The sequence below is a fragment of the Larkinella terrae genome (genome assembly GCF_009668025.1).
GTDB lineage: Bacteria > Bacteroidota > Bacteroidia > Cytophagales > Spirosomataceae > Larkinella > Larkinella terrae.
This window is the reverse complement of sequence record NZ_WJXZ01000015.1, coordinates 222,017-240,101: the sequence shown is the minus strand read 5'-3', so window position 1 is coordinate 240,101 and position 18,085 is coordinate 222,017. Positions and strand designations below refer to the sequence as shown.

General features: G+C 52.3%; 12 protein-coding genes. 9 read left to right on the top strand and 3 right to left on the bottom strand.

Annotated features, from left to right (window positions below):
• Nucleotides 1-154 precede the first annotated feature (154 nt).
• Nucleotides 155-514 (bottom strand): hypothetical protein, encoded by a 360-nt coding sequence (locus GJJ30_RS30205; protein ID WP_154178963.1) that lies wholly within the window; start codon nucleotides 512-514, stop codon nucleotides 155-157.
• A 266-nt stretch (nucleotides 515-780) separates the two neighbouring features.
• On the opposite strand from GJJ30_RS30205, the gene GJJ30_RS30200 reads away from it, so the two are divergent.
• The 3 genes from GJJ30_RS30200 (at nucleotide 781) to GJJ30_RS30190 (ending at nucleotide 3,548) form a co-directional block, all read left to right on the top strand.
• Nucleotides 781-1,977, top strand: a complete 1,197-nt coding sequence (locus GJJ30_RS30200; RefSeq protein WP_154178962.1) for a sensor histidine kinase — start codon at nucleotides 781-783, stop codon at nucleotides 1,975-1,977.
• Nucleotides 1,978-2,008: 31 nt separating this feature from the next.
• Nucleotides 2,009-2,755: a LytR/AlgR family response regulator transcription factor gene (locus GJJ30_RS30195; protein ID WP_154178961.1), complete on the top strand. Its 747-nt coding sequence runs from the start codon at nucleotides 2,009-2,011 to the stop codon at nucleotides 2,753-2,755.
• Between the two features lie 127 nt (nucleotides 2,756-2,882).
• Nucleotides 2,883-3,548: a Uma2 family endonuclease gene (locus GJJ30_RS30190; protein ID WP_229313563.1), complete on the top strand. Its 666-nt coding sequence runs from the start codon at nucleotides 2,883-2,885 to the stop codon at nucleotides 3,546-3,548.
• Nucleotides 3,549-3,609: 61 nt separating this feature from the next.
• Here the strand turns inward: GJJ30_RS30190 and GJJ30_RS30185 are convergent, their stop codons facing one another.
• Nucleotides 3,610-5,808, bottom strand: coding sequence for a S9 family peptidase (locus GJJ30_RS30185; RefSeq protein WP_154178960.1), 2,199 nt, complete (start codon nucleotides 5,806-5,808; stop codon nucleotides 3,610-3,612).
• Between the two features lie 133 nt (nucleotides 5,809-5,941).
• Here GJJ30_RS30185 and GJJ30_RS30180 point away from each other — a divergent pair, with 133 nt between their 5' ends.
• The 6 genes from GJJ30_RS30180 to GJJ30_RS30155 all read left to right on the top strand — a co-directional run bounded on the left by GJJ30_RS30180 (nucleotide 5,942) and on the right by GJJ30_RS30155 (nucleotide 16,309).
• Nucleotides 5,942-6,538 (top strand): RNA polymerase sigma factor, encoded by a 597-nt coding sequence (locus GJJ30_RS30180; RefSeq protein ID WP_154178959.1) that lies wholly within the window; start codon nucleotides 5,942-5,944, stop codon nucleotides 6,536-6,538.
• A 76-nt stretch (nucleotides 6,539-6,614) separates the two neighbouring features.
• Entirely contained in the window at nucleotides 6,615-7,682 is a 1,068-nt protein-coding gene (locus tag GJJ30_RS30175; protein WP_154178958.1) for a FecR family protein, read from the top strand.
• A gap of 165 nt (nucleotides 7,683-7,847) precedes the next feature.
• On the top strand, nucleotides 7,848-11,189 hold the full coding sequence (locus GJJ30_RS30170) for a TonB-dependent receptor (RefSeq protein ID WP_154178957.1): 3,342 nt from the start codon (nucleotides 7,848-7,850) through the stop codon (nucleotides 11,187-11,189).
• Between the two features lie 15 nt (nucleotides 11,190-11,204).
• Nucleotides 11,205-12,848: a RagB/SusD family nutrient uptake outer membrane protein gene (locus GJJ30_RS30165; RefSeq protein ID WP_154178956.1), complete on the top strand. Its 1,644-nt coding sequence runs from the start codon at nucleotides 11,205-11,207 to the stop codon at nucleotides 12,846-12,848.
• Between the two features lie 189 nt (nucleotides 12,849-13,037).
• The gene (locus GJJ30_RS30160; RefSeq protein WP_154178955.1) at nucleotides 13,038-14,528 is read left to right on the top strand and encodes a sulfatase; all 1,491 of its coding nucleotides are present in this window, start codon (nucleotides 13,038-13,040) and stop codon (nucleotides 14,526-14,528) included.
• 185 nt (nucleotides 14,529-14,713) lie between these two features.
• Nucleotides 14,714-16,309: an arylsulfatase gene (locus GJJ30_RS30155; RefSeq protein WP_154178954.1), complete on the top strand. Its 1,596-nt coding sequence runs from the start codon at nucleotides 14,714-14,716 to the stop codon at nucleotides 16,307-16,309.
• 13 nt (nucleotides 16,310-16,322) lie between these two features.
• Here GJJ30_RS30155 and GJJ30_RS30150 read toward each other — a convergent pair whose 3' ends face one another.
• Complete coding sequence (locus GJJ30_RS30150) at nucleotides 16,323-17,975, bottom strand: amidase (protein WP_154178953.1); 1,653 nt, start codon at nucleotides 17,973-17,975, stop codon at nucleotides 16,323-16,325.
• Nucleotides 17,976-18,085: the final 110 nt, after the last annotated feature.

The window sequence follows — 18,085 nt, the reverse complement described above, 5'->3', positions numbered from 1 at the left end:
GAGGGGTGAGAGGGTAGGCGGTTGACCATTGACGATCGACCATTGACCATAGATAAAAGAGGTGAGACAAGAGAAATAAGACGTCCTTTGTTCTTCATTACCTGTTTTGAAACCATAGCCAATCGTCCATGGTCAATCGTCCATGGTCAATCGCTCAATACAACTCCGCGGCCAGCCAATGCTGGTCGTTCCGGATCGGGCTGCCACCCGGTTGCTGCGCGCTGGCCCATTGCCGTAGCGCCTGTTCCAAAACCGCATTCAGACTTTCCCGGGTTTTGGCTTGTTTAAGGTTAAGCCGTTTTTTGAGAAGTACCTCTTTGTAAATGAGCTGGTTATCGTCGTTATAGAAGAGAGCAACGCTTTTTTGTTTCGGTTGCGATTCAACAACCCAGAAGCCCTCGCGGGGCGAGTTGGTCAGGCGGTTTTGCCGTCCCTGCCCAAAAGAGGTTACTGTTACCGACAGAAATAAAATGACGGCCAGTAAGGCCAGACGGAAGTGGGTGTACTTGTTCATGATGTTGTCGCCGGAGCGATTTGTTCGTAGTTGTTGTTTTAGTCGTAGTCGACGGTTCAAAAGTAAACAGCGGAAAAACGGGCTGCTGGCCTTTTCGTCTAATGGGAAGGTTGGCGGTTGATACAGCAACCGAACGGCGACGAATGTGAAAATGGCAGTAAACCAGGTCGTTTAGCGACGAAGAGCCGCCGTTCGTCTACAATTCGCCCGAATCATAGCGGTTTCGGAGTCGTTTGTCTATATTCGATCAGTAATCCGGCCTTCGTATGCAACTGTCTGACAGTAACTTCATCTTTTCCAATCAGCCACGGTACCGGCTGGCCCGTCACGGACTTTTCTGGGGCGTGGTCTGGCTGTATTTTACGGTTCTGTACGGGGTCTTTCCGATCCTGGATTTTCTGTACCGGGGCTACGGCGAAACGATGGCGCTCCTGATGGGTTTGCTGACCTCGGGAGTCAGCTCGATCATTTTCATGCCCGCCCACATGGTGCTGGCTTACGGAATTATTTACGTTCTGTTCCCGCGTTATCTGGACAATGGACCGTACTGGAAGATGGTCGCCGGGGTGATCCTGTTATCGTTCCTGAGCGCCTGTACCTCCGCCGTTCTTTCAAATTGGGTCGTCACACCGATTCATTCCTGGATGGGCACCTCGCGGGTGCGCGGAGGAGGACTCAACTATTTATTAATGGCCGGGCTACGGGGCGGAATCACGGTGGCCGGTTTTGTGGCTGCCATCAAACTGGTTAAAATCTGGTACTTGAAAGAAAAGGCGTTCCGGCAGATTGAGAAGGAAAAATTTCAGGCCGAATTGCAGTTGCTTAAGTCGCAGATTCACCCGCACTTTCTGTTTAATACGCTTAATAATCTGTATGCGTTGACATTACGGAAATCGGAGCAGTCCCCGGCGGTGGTGCTGAAACTGTCGCAATTGCTTAGTTACATGCTGTACGACTGCAACGCGTCGGACGTGTTGCTGGAGAAAGAGATTTCGTTTATGAAAAATTACATCGGGCTGGAACAACTGCGGTACGGTTCCCGGCTGGATGTGTCGCTGAATTTTCAGGGAGATTTGCAGGGCAAACAAATCGCGCCTTTGTTACTGATTCCGTTTCTGGAAAACGCCTTTAAGCACGGAACCAGTGAGCAACTGGAGCAGGCCTGGATTTTTATGGATCTGGCGGTTGACGATAACGTGCTGACCTTTAAATTGGTAAATAGTCGCGATTCCGATACTTTTGCTCCAACGGACATCGGGGCAACCTCCGTTGGGGCGACCTCCGTCGGGGGCATTGGTTTGCAGAACGTTCGGAAACGGCTGGAGCTGTTGTATCCGGGAAAATACGAACTGACGATTCAGCCGGAGGAAGAGACTTTTCTGATTGATCTGACCTTGCATTTGCCGAAGGAACCAGCAGTTTTGAAATCGAATACGCTGCCGGTGGCGGAAATACCGGTTTAGTTTTAGAACAACAACAAATACACACCCCACTATGAATTTACGTTGTCTCCTGATCGATGACGAGCCACACGCTGTGGAAATTATTGAGTCGTACATAGAAATGGTCGATGGACTCGAGATTGTCGGCAAATGCCACAATGCCGTTCAGGCGTTCAGTTTGCTGCAATCCATGCCGGTCGATCTGCTGTTTCTGGACATTAAAATGCCCAAACTCACCGGTACTGATTTCCTGCGGAGTTTGCGGAATCCTCCCAAAGTGATTTTTACGACAGCCTACCGTGAATACGCCCTCGACGGTTTTGATCTGGACGTGGTCGATTACCTGCTGAAACCCATTCCGTTCGAGCGGTTTTTGCGGGCGGTTTCCAAAGTCATGCACCTAGAACCGCAGGCGGTTTCGCTCCAACTGACTGAGCCGGATCAATCGCCGGTCGAAAAAGAACTGGTGTCGCCGGAGCGCGGTTCGTTTCTGTATTTCCGCGCCGACCGGAAGATGGTGAAAGTCTACACGAAAGACATTCTATACGTCGAAAGCCTGAAAGATTACATCAAGATCATCACGACGACCGCCAAACCGCTGGTGGTAAAACAGGCCATCAGCTCGGTCGAATCCATGTTACCAAACCGGGATTTCCTGCGGATTCACCGGTCGTACATCGTTGCCATCGACAAGATTTCTGCCTGGTCGCCCAGCCACATCGAAATCGCCGGTCAGGAACTCCCGATCGGCCGACTGCATCAGAAGGAGGTCGGAAGAGCGTTGAAAATGGAGGTATAAGCGGGCGGTTTTATCAGAAATTCATCCCCTTTTGCGAACGTTCCGAGCGAACCTTATTCAAGATAGAGGTGGCCTATTGATTCTTTTTTGTCGGGAAAACCCGTATTTTGCAATATAATGATACGATATGGAGACGCTGGAGAAGAAAAATGTGGCTGGACAATCCCACAAACAGCCGGGTGTCAAATCGATGGGGAAAACGTCTAAACAGAAAGTGCTACTGGAATCGCTGGTTTATGAGGTTTTGGACGGGAGACCCTTATATTACAGAGGGTATGAAGCGGTTTTGGCGGGGAAAAAAACACCGGAAGAAATTATGGGTTCAAGCTCGTTACAGTGGGTTCTTGTGTCGTATTTCATGCGAATAATGTTTCGCTCGCTGAATGAAAAAAAATACTGGTTTGCCTCTAACGAAGCAGGTGTTCACATTGATCATCGGAATAACCTTTCGCACGATGTCGCGATTTACGAAAAGAGCATCTTGACCCCGGATAAAATCAATGTTCATTATGTGGACGTACCGGCTAAAGTTGTGATTGAAATTGACGTCAAAGCGGATATTTCTAAAATTGAAGACTTCAATTATGTCAATAAAAAGACCCGGAAACTGCTCGATTTTGGCACCAGCAAAGTGATTTGGGTTTTTACCGACACCCAGCAAATTATGATTGCCGAGCAGTCCGCCGACGCCTGGCTTACGATGGACTGGAACCGGGAGCTGGAACTTCTGGATGGCCAATCTTTCAATATTGGTCGCTATCTGGCAGAAGAAGGAATCAAGGTTGGAGACTGATTATAAGCACATTAGCAGAAATTGGTAGCTTTTCTAATGTGCTTATAATCAATCGGTACTGCTAGTTCTTCAAATACCTCTCCAGATAATCCGTGTATTGCTGGTACAGCAGCAACGAACTGGTGCCGCTGTAGGCGACGCCGTGGGCACCCGGCGGATAGATGCGCAGGTCGGCGTCTTTACCAGCATCTTCCAGGGCGTTCATCAACTGCATCGTGTTGCGGACGTGCACGTTTTCATCCATCGTCGAATGAGCGATGAACATCTTGCCTTTCAGGTTTTTGGCGTTCGGCGAAACCGCGCTTTTCTGGTAAAGCGCTTCATTCTCAGGTAATAAACCCATGTAACGCTCGGTATAAATGCTGTCGTACAGCCGCCAGTCGGTGACGGGCGCGCCCACAATCGAGACTTTGAAAATACCGGGATGCGCCAGCATGGTGTAGCTGCTCATGTAACCGCCGTAACTGTGGCCCCGAATGGCAATGCGGCCCGCGTCGATCCACGGCAGGGTCGCCAGGTGTTTGGCGGTTTCCACAAAATCCAGGCTTTCGAACTGCCCCAATTTTTCGTAGACGACTTTTTCAAACCGGTAGCCGTAGCCGCCACTGCCCCGGTTATTGACGCTCACAATCACATAGCCCTGCTGCGCCAGATATTGATGCCAGCCCGTCGTACTGAATTCATTATAAACCGATTGCGCACCCGGACCGCCGTAAATATCGAGGACGGCCGGGTATTTTTTAGTTGGATCGAAATTGAGCGGTTTAATAATGGAAATGTCGATTTTCTGCCCGTCGGAAGTTGTAAAACCGGACAGTTCCTTCGGCACATATGCGTAACTGCTCAGAAATTGTGAAACCGCTGCATTGCTTTCCAGCGTCTTGATTTTTGCCCCTTTCGTGTCGCGCAGTTCAACCTGCAAAGGCGTCGTTACGTTCGAAAACCGGTCGATGTAATACTGACTCCCCGGCGAAAAATCGATCTTGTGCCGCCCTGGTGCCTGAGTCAGTTTCTGTTTATTTTTTCCGTCAAAATCAACGACATACAACTGCCGGTCCGTCGGCGACTGCTCCGTCGAAGTGTAGTAAATTTTCCTGCTTTTGGCGTCGACGTTGTGGACAAAAACCACTTCCCAATTGCCTTTCGTGACCTGATTCAGCAGTTTGCCGCTATAATCGTAGCGGTAAATATGCGCCCAGCCGTCGCGCTCCGAAACCCAGAAAAACTCCTGCGAATTGGCCGGGAAATAAAAGTAGTGCATGATTCCGGCGAAAAAATCAAAAACGTCGACCCAGGCTTTCGACTTTTCTTCCATAATTTGTTTCGCGTCACCCGTTCGGGCGTTGGCCAGAAACAGCTTCAAATCGTTCTGCTTGCGGTTCAGGTGCACCAGCGCCAGTTGTCCTTCCTGCGAGGTCCAGTAAATACGCGGAATGTACCCATCGGCCAGATCGACTTTCATCCATTGCTGTTGGCGGTTGCCAATTTCAATGACACCAATCCGCGCTGTCGGGTTTTTATCGCCCACACGCGGGTACGGCAGTTTGGTGAAGTTTTCGTCAAAACCCTTGTAATCCGTCATGGCGTAAATCGGAACCTGACGCTCGTCGATTTGCCAGTACGCAATGAATTTGCTGTCGGGCGACCATTCCCAGGCCTGTGCCAGCCCAAACTCTTCTTCATACGCCCAGCCAAACCGCCCGTTGTAGAGCGACGGAGCCGCGTCGTTGGTTAGCTGGGTTTCTTTTTGGCTGGCAAAATCAAAAATGAACAGATTTCCATCCCGCTCGTACCCAATTCTGGAACCGTCGGGCGACAATTCGGCGGTTTGAGCGTCCTTGGCCACCAGTTTCAAACTCTTGTCCGCAACGGCGTACATGTAAAAATCCGACAACCCCGACCGACGCCAGACGGGCCGGAAATTGGACTGGAACAAAATGTATTTCGAGTCTTTCGACCATTGAAAGGATTCGTAGGCAAAGGTCTGACCAGTTCCGGGAAATTTCAGTTGACTGCCGTCGAAAACGACTTCCTCGCGCTGGTCTTTCGGCGAAAACGACCGAATACTGTTGTTCGCTCCGATATACGAAAACCGGTTTCCGCCGTCAATCCAGTTGACGCTCGAAGGTCCTTGAGAGCCAGCGAGTTGTCCGGTTGCTGCAATGGCTTGTTGTAGATTCTGAAACCGCTGTTTTTGCTGGGAAAAAGCGGGAATGCTCAGGACAACGACTAAGCCGTAAAGGAACGTTTTTCGGAACATAAAAACCGGTGTTTGTTGATGCAACGTCAAATTTAATGAAAAAATAGATTGCATAGATTGTCAATAGTTGAGTAGTTTAGTAGGATAAAATGCTCTTACCACGAATGGACAGAAACGATTCGATTGAGCTTGAATGATGTGCCTGCAGACTACTGATGACAAAACCTTGTGGCAGGCTTTTAAGCGGGGCGACGAAACCGCTTTCGCGCTGCTCTACGAGCGGTATGTCCGGGTGCTTTTCAGTTACGGCAAAAAAATAACCGATGATGAACAGGCCGTTGAAGACGCGGTTCAGGACCTGTTCGTTGACTTGTGGCAAAGTCGCAGCCGCCTGAGCGACGTCGATTCGGCCCGGTTTTATTTGTTTCGGTCATTGCGTCGGAAGATCCACAAGTCCATTCGCCCGGATCAGTTGCTGTCCGAACGTTGGGAAACTACCGATGAGCTGCTGTTGCCGGTCAGTCATGCCGCCGAAACGGAAGTGATCAATGCGGAATTGTTGCAAATCCAAACCGCTGATTTACAGGCGAAACTGAAATCGCTTCCGCTGCGGCAATACGAAGTGCTGATGCTTTACTATTACCAGGATTTCACCTACTCCCAGATTGCCACGATTCTGGGAGTCAATGAACAATCGGTCCGTAACCTGCTGCAACGGGCGCTTCACAAACTCCGAAAAGTTGCTTTTTTGCTAACCTTCCTCGCCTTTTTTTTATTTTTTTTCGCCTGAGGTGAGTTAAACGCCCGCTTCGTCGTCTCTTTCCTGATAAAGGGATAATCTAATTCTTTACTCAAAAAACCGCATAATGGATTCCGCCAATTCCGATCTGGAGGCTTTTTTGAAAGACGAAACCTTTCGGCAATGGGTGTTTGAGCCAACGCGCGAAACCGACACCTTTTGGCAGCGGTTTCTGGATCAGCATCCGGAGAAGCGGACCGTCGTTGAAAAAGCCCGGGCGGTTTTGCTGACGATGGACCTGGAAGTGGTCGAAAATCACCCGGATGAGCAGCAGGTGGGGCGGATGTTTGCCAACATTCAGGACCGTATTGAATCGGCACCAAATCCCCGGTTTCAACTGGGCTGGCGGTGGCTGGCGGCTGCGTCGGTGGTGCTTTGCTTGGGACTCTGGCTGTATTTGGAAAACCGCCCGGCGACGCAATACGAGCAATTGATCGATCAGGCGTCGGTGGCACTGCTCGAAAAAGTGAATACTTCCCAAACGCCCATGACGGTTTCGCTGCCCGATGGAAGTACGGTTTTGCTGCAACCCAACAGCCGGATCGGTTACGCCCGGGACTTCGATCGGCAGGCTAAGCGGGAGGTGTATCTGTCGGGCGATGCGTTTTTTCGGGTGATCAAAAATCCCGGTAAACCCTTTTTTGTCTATGCCGACGAATTGGTTACAAAAGTGCTGGGCACCAGTTTCTGGGTGAAAGCCGCCGAAGTCGGGAAGCAGGTGGTGGTGCAGGTAAAAACCGGGAAAGTCTCGGTGTTTGCCCGAACCGACAGCCGCGCCAACGAAATGCAGGCCAACCGCGAACTGGAAGGCGTGGTGCTGACGCCGAATCAGCAAATTCTGTTTTCCCGCGATGACGTTCGGATGAAAAAAACGCTGGTTGCCGAGCCCTTACCCGTTCAGACTCAAAACTTTGAGTTCAAGGACGAACCGGTTTCCAAAATCTTCGCAACGCTGGAACAGGCTTACGGTGTCGATATTGTATACGATGAGGACCTGCTTGGTCACTGTTTGTTAACGGCATACTTAACCGACGAACCGCTTTTCGAAAAATTGAAGCTGCTCTGCAAAGGAATCGAAGGCCGGTACGAAGTGGTTGATGCCCAGATTGTTATTTCCGCCAAAGGGTGTCAGTAGCTGCGTGATATGGACAAGTTAACTGGCAATCGTAGAAAAAATGTATATAAAATCTACCGGTTTTATAAAGTAAAAAGCCTCTGAACGGGCATTGCATGGTATATTTGCCCGATCAAAGCAGTAGAGAATAGCATGACATTATCAATAACCCAACCAAGTGACTAAATGAAAATAAATCTCCCTACCTTAATTTGCTGGCGAAAGGCCCTGAAAATGAGTTGCCTGCAACTGTTTCTATCGAGTCTGTTAACCAGCATTGCCCTGGCTACCGGTATCCGGGCGCAGGCCATTTTAGATGCCAGAGTGACGATTCAGGTGCAAAGCCAGGATGTAAAAACCGTGCTGGCGCTCATCGAAGACCAGGCCAAGGTCCGGTTTCTCTACAGCACCAGCCTGATTCAGGCCGAACGGAAAGTTTCGCTCCATGTTCAGCGCGAAAAACTCGGAACCGTGCTGGAAGAAATGCTGAAACCGCTGAATCTCGGCTACGAAGTGTCGGGCAAACAGATCATTCTGAACCGCTTACCGGCGGCTCCGGCTTCAAAACCGTCTTTTTCCGAATCCTCGGCACTGGTTCAACCCGCTGAGGAAACGATTACCGGGACGATTGCCGACGAAAAAGGGGAGGGCCTGCCGGGCGTTTCCATAATTGTGAAAGGCACTCAGCGCGGCACCACTACCGACGGCAACGGCCAGTTTCGGATTCAGGTTCCCGACAAATCCGCCGTGCTGGTGTTCAGCTATGTCGGTTATCTGACACAGGAAATTCCGGTCGGCACCAAGACCGTCCTGAACGTCACGTTGGTGACGGATGAAAAAACGCTGAGTGAAATCGTCGTGGTGGGCTACGGAACCCAGAAAAAACGGGATTTAACGGGCGCCATTTCGTCGATTTCCAGCAAAGACATCGCTGAAACGCCATCGTCCAATTTTCTCGCCAATGCCCAGGGTCGGCTGGCGGGCGTCGATATTGTTCGGGCCAATGGCGCTCCGGGTTCCAACCCCACGATTCGGATTCGGGGAAACCGGTCGATCAACGCCAGCAATAATCCGCTGTACGTCATCGATGGCATTCCGACTGACGTGAATATCAACGACTTCAACCCCAACGATATCGAGTCGATGGAGGTGCTGAAAGATGCCAGCGCTGTCGCCATTTACGGATCGCGGGGCGCCAACGGCGTGATTCTGATTACGACCAAACGCGGCAAGGAAGGGAAAACCGTGTTGAGTTACGATGGCTATTATGGGGTCAAAAAAGCCAAAAAAGACCTCAATCTGATGAACGGCGAGGAGTTTGTCCGATACGCACGCATTTCGCGCGGACTCGCTCCCGACAACGCCAGTCAGGATGCTTCGCTGCTCAGCAGCGTGGAAATCGACAACCTGGCAAAAGGGCTATCGACCAATTGGCTCGACCTGATTCTGCGCGACGGCGTTCAGCAAAGTCACCAGTTGTCGGCCAGTGGCGGTGCCAAAAATACGACCTATTACCTTTCCGGCTCGTTTTTCGATGAGAAGGGCGTCATGCAGAAAAGCGATTACCGGCGCTATTCGTTTCGGGCCAATATCGACACCAAACTGACCGAGCGAATCCGACTCGGGGTGAGCGCCACGGTTTCGACCGATTTGCAGAACCTAATGGCCAACGCGCCGTATACCAACGCTCTGACGTTTTCGCCCCTCGTGGCCCCGTACGACGCCAATGGCGGTTTTCTGGCGTATCCGAACCCGCGCGAGGGCAACATTACCAGCCCGTTGCTGGAATACCAGCCGAATCAGTTCGTGGACGAACGGAAGAAATACCGGATTTTTGCCACGATTTTCGGCGAATATACCCTAGCCGAAGGACTGACGTACCGCCTGAACTACGGTCCGGATTTCAGCACGTATCGCCGGGGAAATTACAACGGCACGCTGGCCGGAAGCGCCAGCACGGCGACCGTCGAAAATCAGCAGAATTTTGCATACACGCTTGAGAATCTGCTGAGTTACAACAAGAAATTCGGGGTGCATTCGCTCAATGTGGTCGGGCTGTTCAGCACGCAGAAAAACCGCTTTGAATCGTCGAGCGCGAGCGGGCGGGATATTCCGATCGAAACCTCTTCGTTCTATGATCTGGGAAGCGCCACGACCGTTACCGGCATTACCAGCTCGCTGACGCAGTGGGGGTTACTGTCGTACATGGGCCGGATCAACTACGGTTTTAAAGACCGGTATCTGCTCACGCTGACCGGCCGCGCCGATGGCTCCTCGCGTTTGTCGAAAGGCAATAAATGGGCGTTTTTTCCATCGATTTCCGCGGGCTGGGTGATTTCGGACGAGGCTTTTTTGTCGGGCAACAAAACGCTCTCTTTCCTGAAACTGCGGGCGGGTTATGGCGAAGTCGGCAACACGTCAATTGCGCCATACCAGACGCTGGGCGGGCTGGGTCGTTCGATCTATGCCTTTGGCAATGACCCCGGTTATGGTTACGGCTTGAGCATCATTCCGAATCCCGATCTGAAGTGGGAAATCTCCAAAACGTTGAACGTTGGGTTTGATTTTGGTTTCCTGAGCGACCGAATCACCGGTTCCATCGAGCGCTACGACACCAAAACCAGCGATTTGCTGTTGAGCCGACTTATACCGATTTCGTCGGGATACGCATCGGTTTTGCAAAACATCGGAGCCACCCGCAACCGGGGCTGGGAGCTGACGCTGAACGGTACGGTTGTGAACACCAGTTCTGGTTTTAAATGGGACGCCGGACTGAATCTGTTTTCCAACAAGGAGGAAATCGTTGACCTGTTTAACGGAAAGGATGACGTTGGCAATCAGTGGTTTATTGGGCAGCCGATCTCGGTTTTTTATAATTTCAAGCAACTCGGCATCTGGCAAACCAATGAAGCGGCTCAGGCGGAATCCCAGGCGAAACAACGGCCTGGTGACATCAAAATTGCCGACGTTAATGGCCGGGACGCCACCGGGAATTTGACCAACAAACCCGACGGCGTCATCAATTCCGACGACCGGACGGTGTTGGGCTCCACCGTTCCAAAATGGAGTGGCGGTTTGACCAACCGGTTCAGTTTCAAGGGCATCGACTTTTCGTTTTTGGTGTATGCACGACAGGGGCAAATGCTCCGGAGTGATTTTCACAATTTAGGCGGCAACCAGTGGCAGGGTCGGTTCAACAGCCTGAATTTTGATTACTGGACGCCCACAAATCCTTCGAATTCCATTCCACTGCCGTACGCGGCTTCGGCACCCTTGTACGCTGACGCGGTGCGGTTTTACGACGGGTCGTTTGTCAAAATCCGGAACATCACGTTGGGCTATTCGCTCCCGAAAAGCCTGCTGACCAAGGCGCACATTTCGAGCCTGCGTATCTACGGAACTGCCGACAACGCCTTCATTTTCTCGCCCTACAAACTGGTCGATCCTGAAACCTCGACCGGCATTGTGGGCGGAGCAACTCCGATGACATCGGCCACCTACGTGTTTGGTCTTAACCTGAAATTTTAAGCCGAGCTGCAAACCATGAAAAAATTCAACATTCTAGTTAGTTTACTGATTCTGTTTACGGGTTTTTCCGGTTGCCAGAACATCCTGGAAGAAACACCTGTGGGTCTGGCCACCGCCGACAGTTATTACTCGACGCCAAAAGGGCTGGAAGATGGCCTGAAGGCGGTTTATACGTCCCTGCGCCGGTTTTACGGCCGGGAAGAAGCCTTTTTCCTGACGGTTCCCGGAACGGATGATTTCACCAACGGTTTTGGTGGGGTGACCAATTACCCCGATATCAATAATTATTCGGCTAACTTTCTAGGTTCCAATGCGTTTGTGACGGTGATCTGGGATAATTTCTACGTGGGCATTAACCAGGCCAATGCCGTGATCAACCGGGCACCGGGTGTGGCCGGACTGACCGACGCAAACCGAAACCGGATTGTGGCCGAAGCCCGTTTTCTGCGGGCCCTGTACTATTTTCACCTGGTTCAGCAGTTTGGCGACGTGCATTTTTCGCTGGAAGAAACCATCGGTGTGGTCACCACGGCCAACAGAACGCCCGTTGCAACGATTTACGAAAAAGGCATTGTTCCCGATCTGCAATACGCGATTGCGCAGCTTCCGGCCAAAGCGACAGCCTACGGACGGATCACGAAACCGGCTGCGGAAGCGCTGCTGGCGCGGGTGCAACTCACATTAGGCAACTGGGCCGAAGCCGAACGGTTGGCTAATCTGGTGACGAAAAGCTATGATTTCCAGCTGGTTAAGCCGTATGCCAATCTCTGGGATATCAACAATGAATTGAATTCCGAAGTCGTCTGGTCGGTGCAGTACACCGCCGATCCGCTGACCAACGGCGAGGGCAATCAAAGTCACCTGTTCTTTGTTTTCGACTACACCCAGAACCCGACCATCATCCGGGATTTGCCCAACGGGCGGGCCTATCAGCGGTTTATGCCGACGAATTACCTCATCAAACTGTTTGATCCGACCAAAGACAGCCGCTGGGACGGGTCGTTTAAAACCGTCTGGTTTGCCAATAACAAGGGGACGATCAACGGAAAAACCGTCATGCCGGGCGATACGGCCATCAAAATTGTTCCCTACTCCGTGCCCGACGCGGTTCAGAATCAGGCCCCGTACTGGTACATCGATTTCAAGGATACCTGGGTGGGTGCCTCGACCATTACGAACAACGAAATCGGCGGGGGGCAGCGTCGGCGGTTTCCGGTGCTTAAAAAATACATCGATCCGCTGCGGACGAGCGTGAATGCCACCGATGGTCGCCGGGATTTTATCGTGGTCCGGCTGGCCGAGATGTACCTGATTGCGGGCGAAGCGGCCTGGCGTCAGAACAAAACCGCCGAAGCTGCGGCTTATTTCAACGTGGTGCGAACCCGGGCGGCTGTGACTGGAAAAGAAAAGGACATGCAGGTGACGGCCAATGACATCAACCTCGATTTTATTCTGGACGAACGAGCCCGTGAACTGGCGGGCGAAATGCACCGCTGGTATGACCTGAAACGCACCGGGCAGTTACTGGCGCGGGTCAAAAAATATAACCTGGATGCGGCCCCCAACATCAAGGAAACGCATCTGGTGCGGCCGATCCCCCAAACCCAGATCGACCGGGTGACCAATCCGGGCGAGTTCACCCAGAATCCGGGGTATTGAAGTGATTGAATATGTTTTGGCATCAACAGCCCCCGGTTTTAACCGGGGGTTCTGAAAATTGAACACCAATAAATGAAACCGTTTCAACGGTTTCACGGGGTGATTGTTTGGCGCTTCGTGCCCCACGGTTAAAACCATACGCTATTAAATATGTGGGTAATTATTTGGTGTGTATAACTCTGATAGTGAATGAAATGGATTTTGTTTTGTTCAATGGCGGTCGGTTTGGTGGGGATGCTGGCATGGGCCCAGCCCGAACAAAAACCGCCCCGGCATCCGAACGTGCTTTTTATTTGCATCGATGACCTGCGTCCCGATCTGAATTGTTACGGGAATCCGGTGATTCATTCACCCAACATTGACCGGCTGGCGAAGCAATCGGTGCTGTTTATGCGTCAGTACGTGACGCAGCCGACCTGCGGGGCGTCACGGTATAGCCTGCTGACCGGTCGGCTGCCGCGTAATCCGGTGGATGTTACGAACGAAGCGCTCGAAAAGCAGGTGGCCGGAAAACCGCGAACCGAGGTGCCGGAAACTTTCATCGATAACCTGCGCCGGAATGGCTATTACACCGTGGGCATGGGCAAAATCAGTCATTCGCCCGATGGTTACGTGTATGGCTACAACGACCCGAAAAGCGACAAGCTGGAACTGCCGCACAGTTGGGATGAAGTGCTGTTCGATCCGGGGAAATGGGTGACAGGCTGGAACGCTTTTTTCGGGTACGCCGATGGCTCCAACCGGCAGGGAAAGAAGTCGAAAGTAAAACCGTATGAGGAGGCCGAGGTAGGCGATGACGGGTATCCGGATGGGTTGACGGCCAATCTGGCGGTGGGGAAATTGAAGGAGTTGGCGACGAAAAACCAGCCGTTTTTTCTGGGCGTCGGTTTTTTTAAACCGCACCTTCCCTTCACGGCACCCAAAAAATACTGGGATCTGTACGACGAAGCGAAGATTCCACTGACGCCGTCCCCGACGATTCCCGAACACGTCAACCCGGCGAGTTTGCACGAGAGTTCCGAGTTTAACCAGTACGCGCTGGGCGACGAACAGGCGTCACTGGAAAAACCGGTTTCGGATGCCTACGCCCGGAAACTGCGCCATGCCTATTACGCGGGCGTGAGTTACACCGACGCGCAGGTGGGCAAAGTGCTGGATGCGCTGAAGCAATTGGGACTGGATCAGAACACGATTGTGGTGCTGTGGAGCGATCACGGCTGGCACCTGGGCGATTACCGCGTCTGGGGCAAACACACCATTTTTGATCAGTCGGTCCGCAGTGTGCTGATTGTCAAGACACCCGAACAGAAAACCGGGTTGGTTCGCAACGAGATTATCAGCTCCATTGACATTTACCCGACGCTGATGGAACTCTGTGGCGTCCAATCACCGGCTCCGACCGACGGCAAAAGTTTCGGCCCTCTCCTGAAAAAAGGAAAACCGGCATACTGGAACAACGTGGCCTATAGCTATTTCAAACAGGGCATCACGGTTCGGACCGATCAATACCGCTACACCCGGTATTTCCGGGCGCAGCAACCGACCGTGGAACTCTACGATCACCAAACCGACCCGCATGAAAACCGCAACGTCGCCGAGGCCCATCCGGAGGTTGTCAGGCAACTCGAACCGGTTTGGGCGAAAGGCAATACGGGCGTGTTTAACAAATCAGAAAAATAGGTTAAGGTTGAAGAGGGTGTCTAAATTTTAGAATTTCCCCTCTTTCGCGTTGCCCCCAACCCCCTAAAAGGGGCTCTCAAATCCGGATATTTAAGCCCCCTTTAGGGGGTTGGGGGCAATTTCCGGGTAGGGCGATTTTATTTTAGGCAACCTTAAACCATCACTTCAAAACCGATTAACTCCTTATGATACTCAAACTCTTAACGGCCTTTCTGGTCTTATCGCTCTTTGTTTCTCCGGCGCTGCAACTCCCGGCCAAAAAACCGAACATCATCGTGATTCTGGCCGATGATATGGGATATTCTGACATTGGCAGCTTTGGCTCGGAAATTAAAACGCCCCATTTGGATGAGATGGCGAAAAATGGGCTGCGGATGGCGCAGTTTTACAACGCGTCGCGATGTTGCCCCACGCGGGCGTCGTTGCTGACCGGTTTGTTTCAGCACCAGGCCGGGGTGGGCGACATGGTGAACTGCCGGAAACAACCGGCTTATCAGGGGTATCTGAACCAGAACTGCGTCACCATTGCGGAAGCGCTGAAACAAAGCGGTTATAAAACTTACATGGCGGGCAAATGGCACGTCGGAACCAAACCGGAATACTGGCCCATTAAGCGCGGTTTCGACCGGTATTTTGGCCTGATCGACGGAGCCAGCAGTTATTTCGGCAACGAACCCTACCGCCCGAATCAGAAGCTCACCATTGCGCTGGATGATCAGGAATACAAGCCGGAAAAGGGGTATTATATGACCAACGCCTTTGCCGATCATGCCGTGGAGTTCGTCGAGCAGCATCCCAAAGACCAGCCTTTTTTTCTGTACGTGGCTTTTACGTCGCCCCACTGGCCGTTGCACGCCCTGCCGGAAGACATTGCCAAATACCGGGGAACTTACGCCAAAGGCTGGGACAAACTCCGCGAAGAGCGGTACCGCCGGATGCAGGAATCGGGCATCCTGACGAAAAACACGAAGCTTTCTCCCCGCGACCCAAAGATTCCGTCCTGGGAAACGCTGAGTGCGGAAGAAAAAAAGAGCTGGGAAGATAACATGGCGGTTTATGCGGCCATGATCGATCGGATGGACCAGAATATTGGCCGCATCCAGCAGAAACTAAAGGAAACCGGGCAGGATCATAATACGGTGATTCTGTTTTTGTCGGACAACGGGGCCAGCCACGAAGATATCAAACCCACTAATTTTTTGCCGGCTATTTACGAAAGCAGTAAAAAACCGTCCAGCGATCCCTCGTCGTTTACCGCCTACGGAATGCGCGGTGCCAACCTGAGCAACACCCCTTTTCGGCAGTACAAACATTGGGAATACGAGGGCGGAACGGCCACGCCTTTCATTGCTTTCGGTCCTTCGATCGTAAAACCGGGTCGAATTGACCAACGGCCGGGCCACATCATCGACATCATGGCCACCTGCCTCGATCTGGCGGGCGGCACGTACCCCAAAACCTACAAAGGCAACGCTGTTACCCCTACGGAAGGTGTCAGTCTGGTGCCGTTGTTTCGCGGAACTACCTGGAAGGGACACGATGCGCTCTTTTTTGAGCACGAAGGACACCGCGCCGTTCGGCAGGGCGACTGGAAACTTGTTTCGGAATTCCCGGAAAACCGCTGGGAACTTTACAATCTGAAAACCGACCGCAGCGAATTGCAGGATGTAAGCGCCAAAGAACCGGAACGCGTCAAACAACTGGCGGCTCTGTACGATGCCTGGGCGCAACGTGCGGGTGTCATTCCGTTTGCGGAATTGGGCAAATCCAAAGGTGAGTAAAACCGATTAACGATCAAAGAACCGGGTGTTTTTTGTGGAAAACCGTCGCATCCTGATACGCCTTGGCAACCGCCAGCAACCGGCCTTCGTCGAATAATTGACCCATAAACGTGATGCTCGTGGGCAATCCTTTGGAGGTAAAACCGTTTGGCAATGCCACGCAGGGATGGCCGGTCAGGTTAGTCAGCGCTAGATTGGAATTGCCGAAGGTGGGCGTGATGTAAACGTCGAAACCCTTCATGGTTCGCGCCATTTCGTTGATGAGTTTGGTGCGAACGCGGTTGGCCTGAATGTATTCGACCGCCGGAATAAACCGGGCCGAGCGGAACGAGTTCGGCCAGGCACCACGCACCTGCCGCACGAGTTGATCGTCCTTGCCCGAACGCGTCAGTTCGTCGAACGCTGCGGCCGCTTCGGCGCTCAGAATCATGTTCATCCGACCGACCGGAATGTTTGGCAATTCGAACGGGATGAGTTCGGCGCCGAGCTTTCGAAGCGTTTCCAGTGTTGCGTCGTCACTGGCCTTCGTGGGATGGTCTTCGTCAAAGGCTTTTTTTAAATAACCGATCTTTACGCCTTTCAGGGAAGCGAGTGGCGCATACCGAAACGGAGCCGCAAAAACCGTCGGATCAAGCCCATCAGGGCCGTAGATCGCATTGAAAACCAGCGCGCAATCTTCGACTGACCGGCACATGGGGCCAATTTTATCCATGGACCAGCTCAAGGCCATCGCGCCGTAGCGGCTGACACGTCCGTAGGTAGGGCGCAGGCCGGTGATGCCGTTGACGGTTGAGGGCGAGACAATGGAACCGAGCGTTTCGGTGCCAATCGCAAACGGCAGCAATCCCGCCGAAACACTCGAACCCGAGCCCGCCGACGAGCCACTGGAACCGGTCGTAGGGTCCCACGGATTCCGGGTTTTTCCGCCAAACCAGACGTCGCCCATCGCCAGTTCGCCCATTGTCAGTTTGGCGCACAAAACCGCTCCGGCTTTTTCCAGTCGCTGAATGATCGTCGCGTCGTAATCCAGGGTCTGGTTCTGATAAGGCACGGACCCCCAAGTTGTTTTATAGCCTTTTTTAGCGAATAAATCTTTGGCGCCGTATGGGATGCCGTGCAGCGGTCCCCGGTATTTTCCCGCTTTGATTTCGGCATCGGCCCGGCGGGCCTGTTGCAGGGCGGTTTCTTCGGTAAACGTGATGACGCAGAACAGCTTGTCGTTGTGGGTCTTAAGCCGGTTGAGGAAAAATCTGGTCACTTCTTCAGACGTGATCTGGCGGGTGCGGAGGAGTTCGCCCAGTTGCGCAACGGAATAATAAGCCAGCTCGTCCCGATTAGCAGGAAGGGCGGTTTTTCCAATCGGGCTGGCTTTGAACGAAGCCGCGCCCTGAGGCATCTTAAAACCGGTGGGTAACGGATTGAAATACAGGGCCGGAGCGATGTCGTTGGTCAGTTCAATTTTTCGGATGGCGTCGTAGTTACTGCGGTAATTGTTCAGGTTCCCCAGCATGGAGTCTCGTTCGGAAGGGGTAAAAGTCAGCCCAAAAACTTTGGAAGCCGCATCGACGATTTCGGACGTCAGCGGTTTGGCCGGTTCGTCGTCGGCCACGAAAGCACCGGCCAGAAAACTAAGTCCACAGGCGGCAACGAATAGAAGTTTTTTCATAGTCCGTACCCACGGACCGGGGCTCGCAGCCTTTCGTCCGTGATTTTGAGTGTAATCTTTTAAAGCAAATTACACAATAGCTTCAAAGAAATACGGACTTTCGTCTGTAG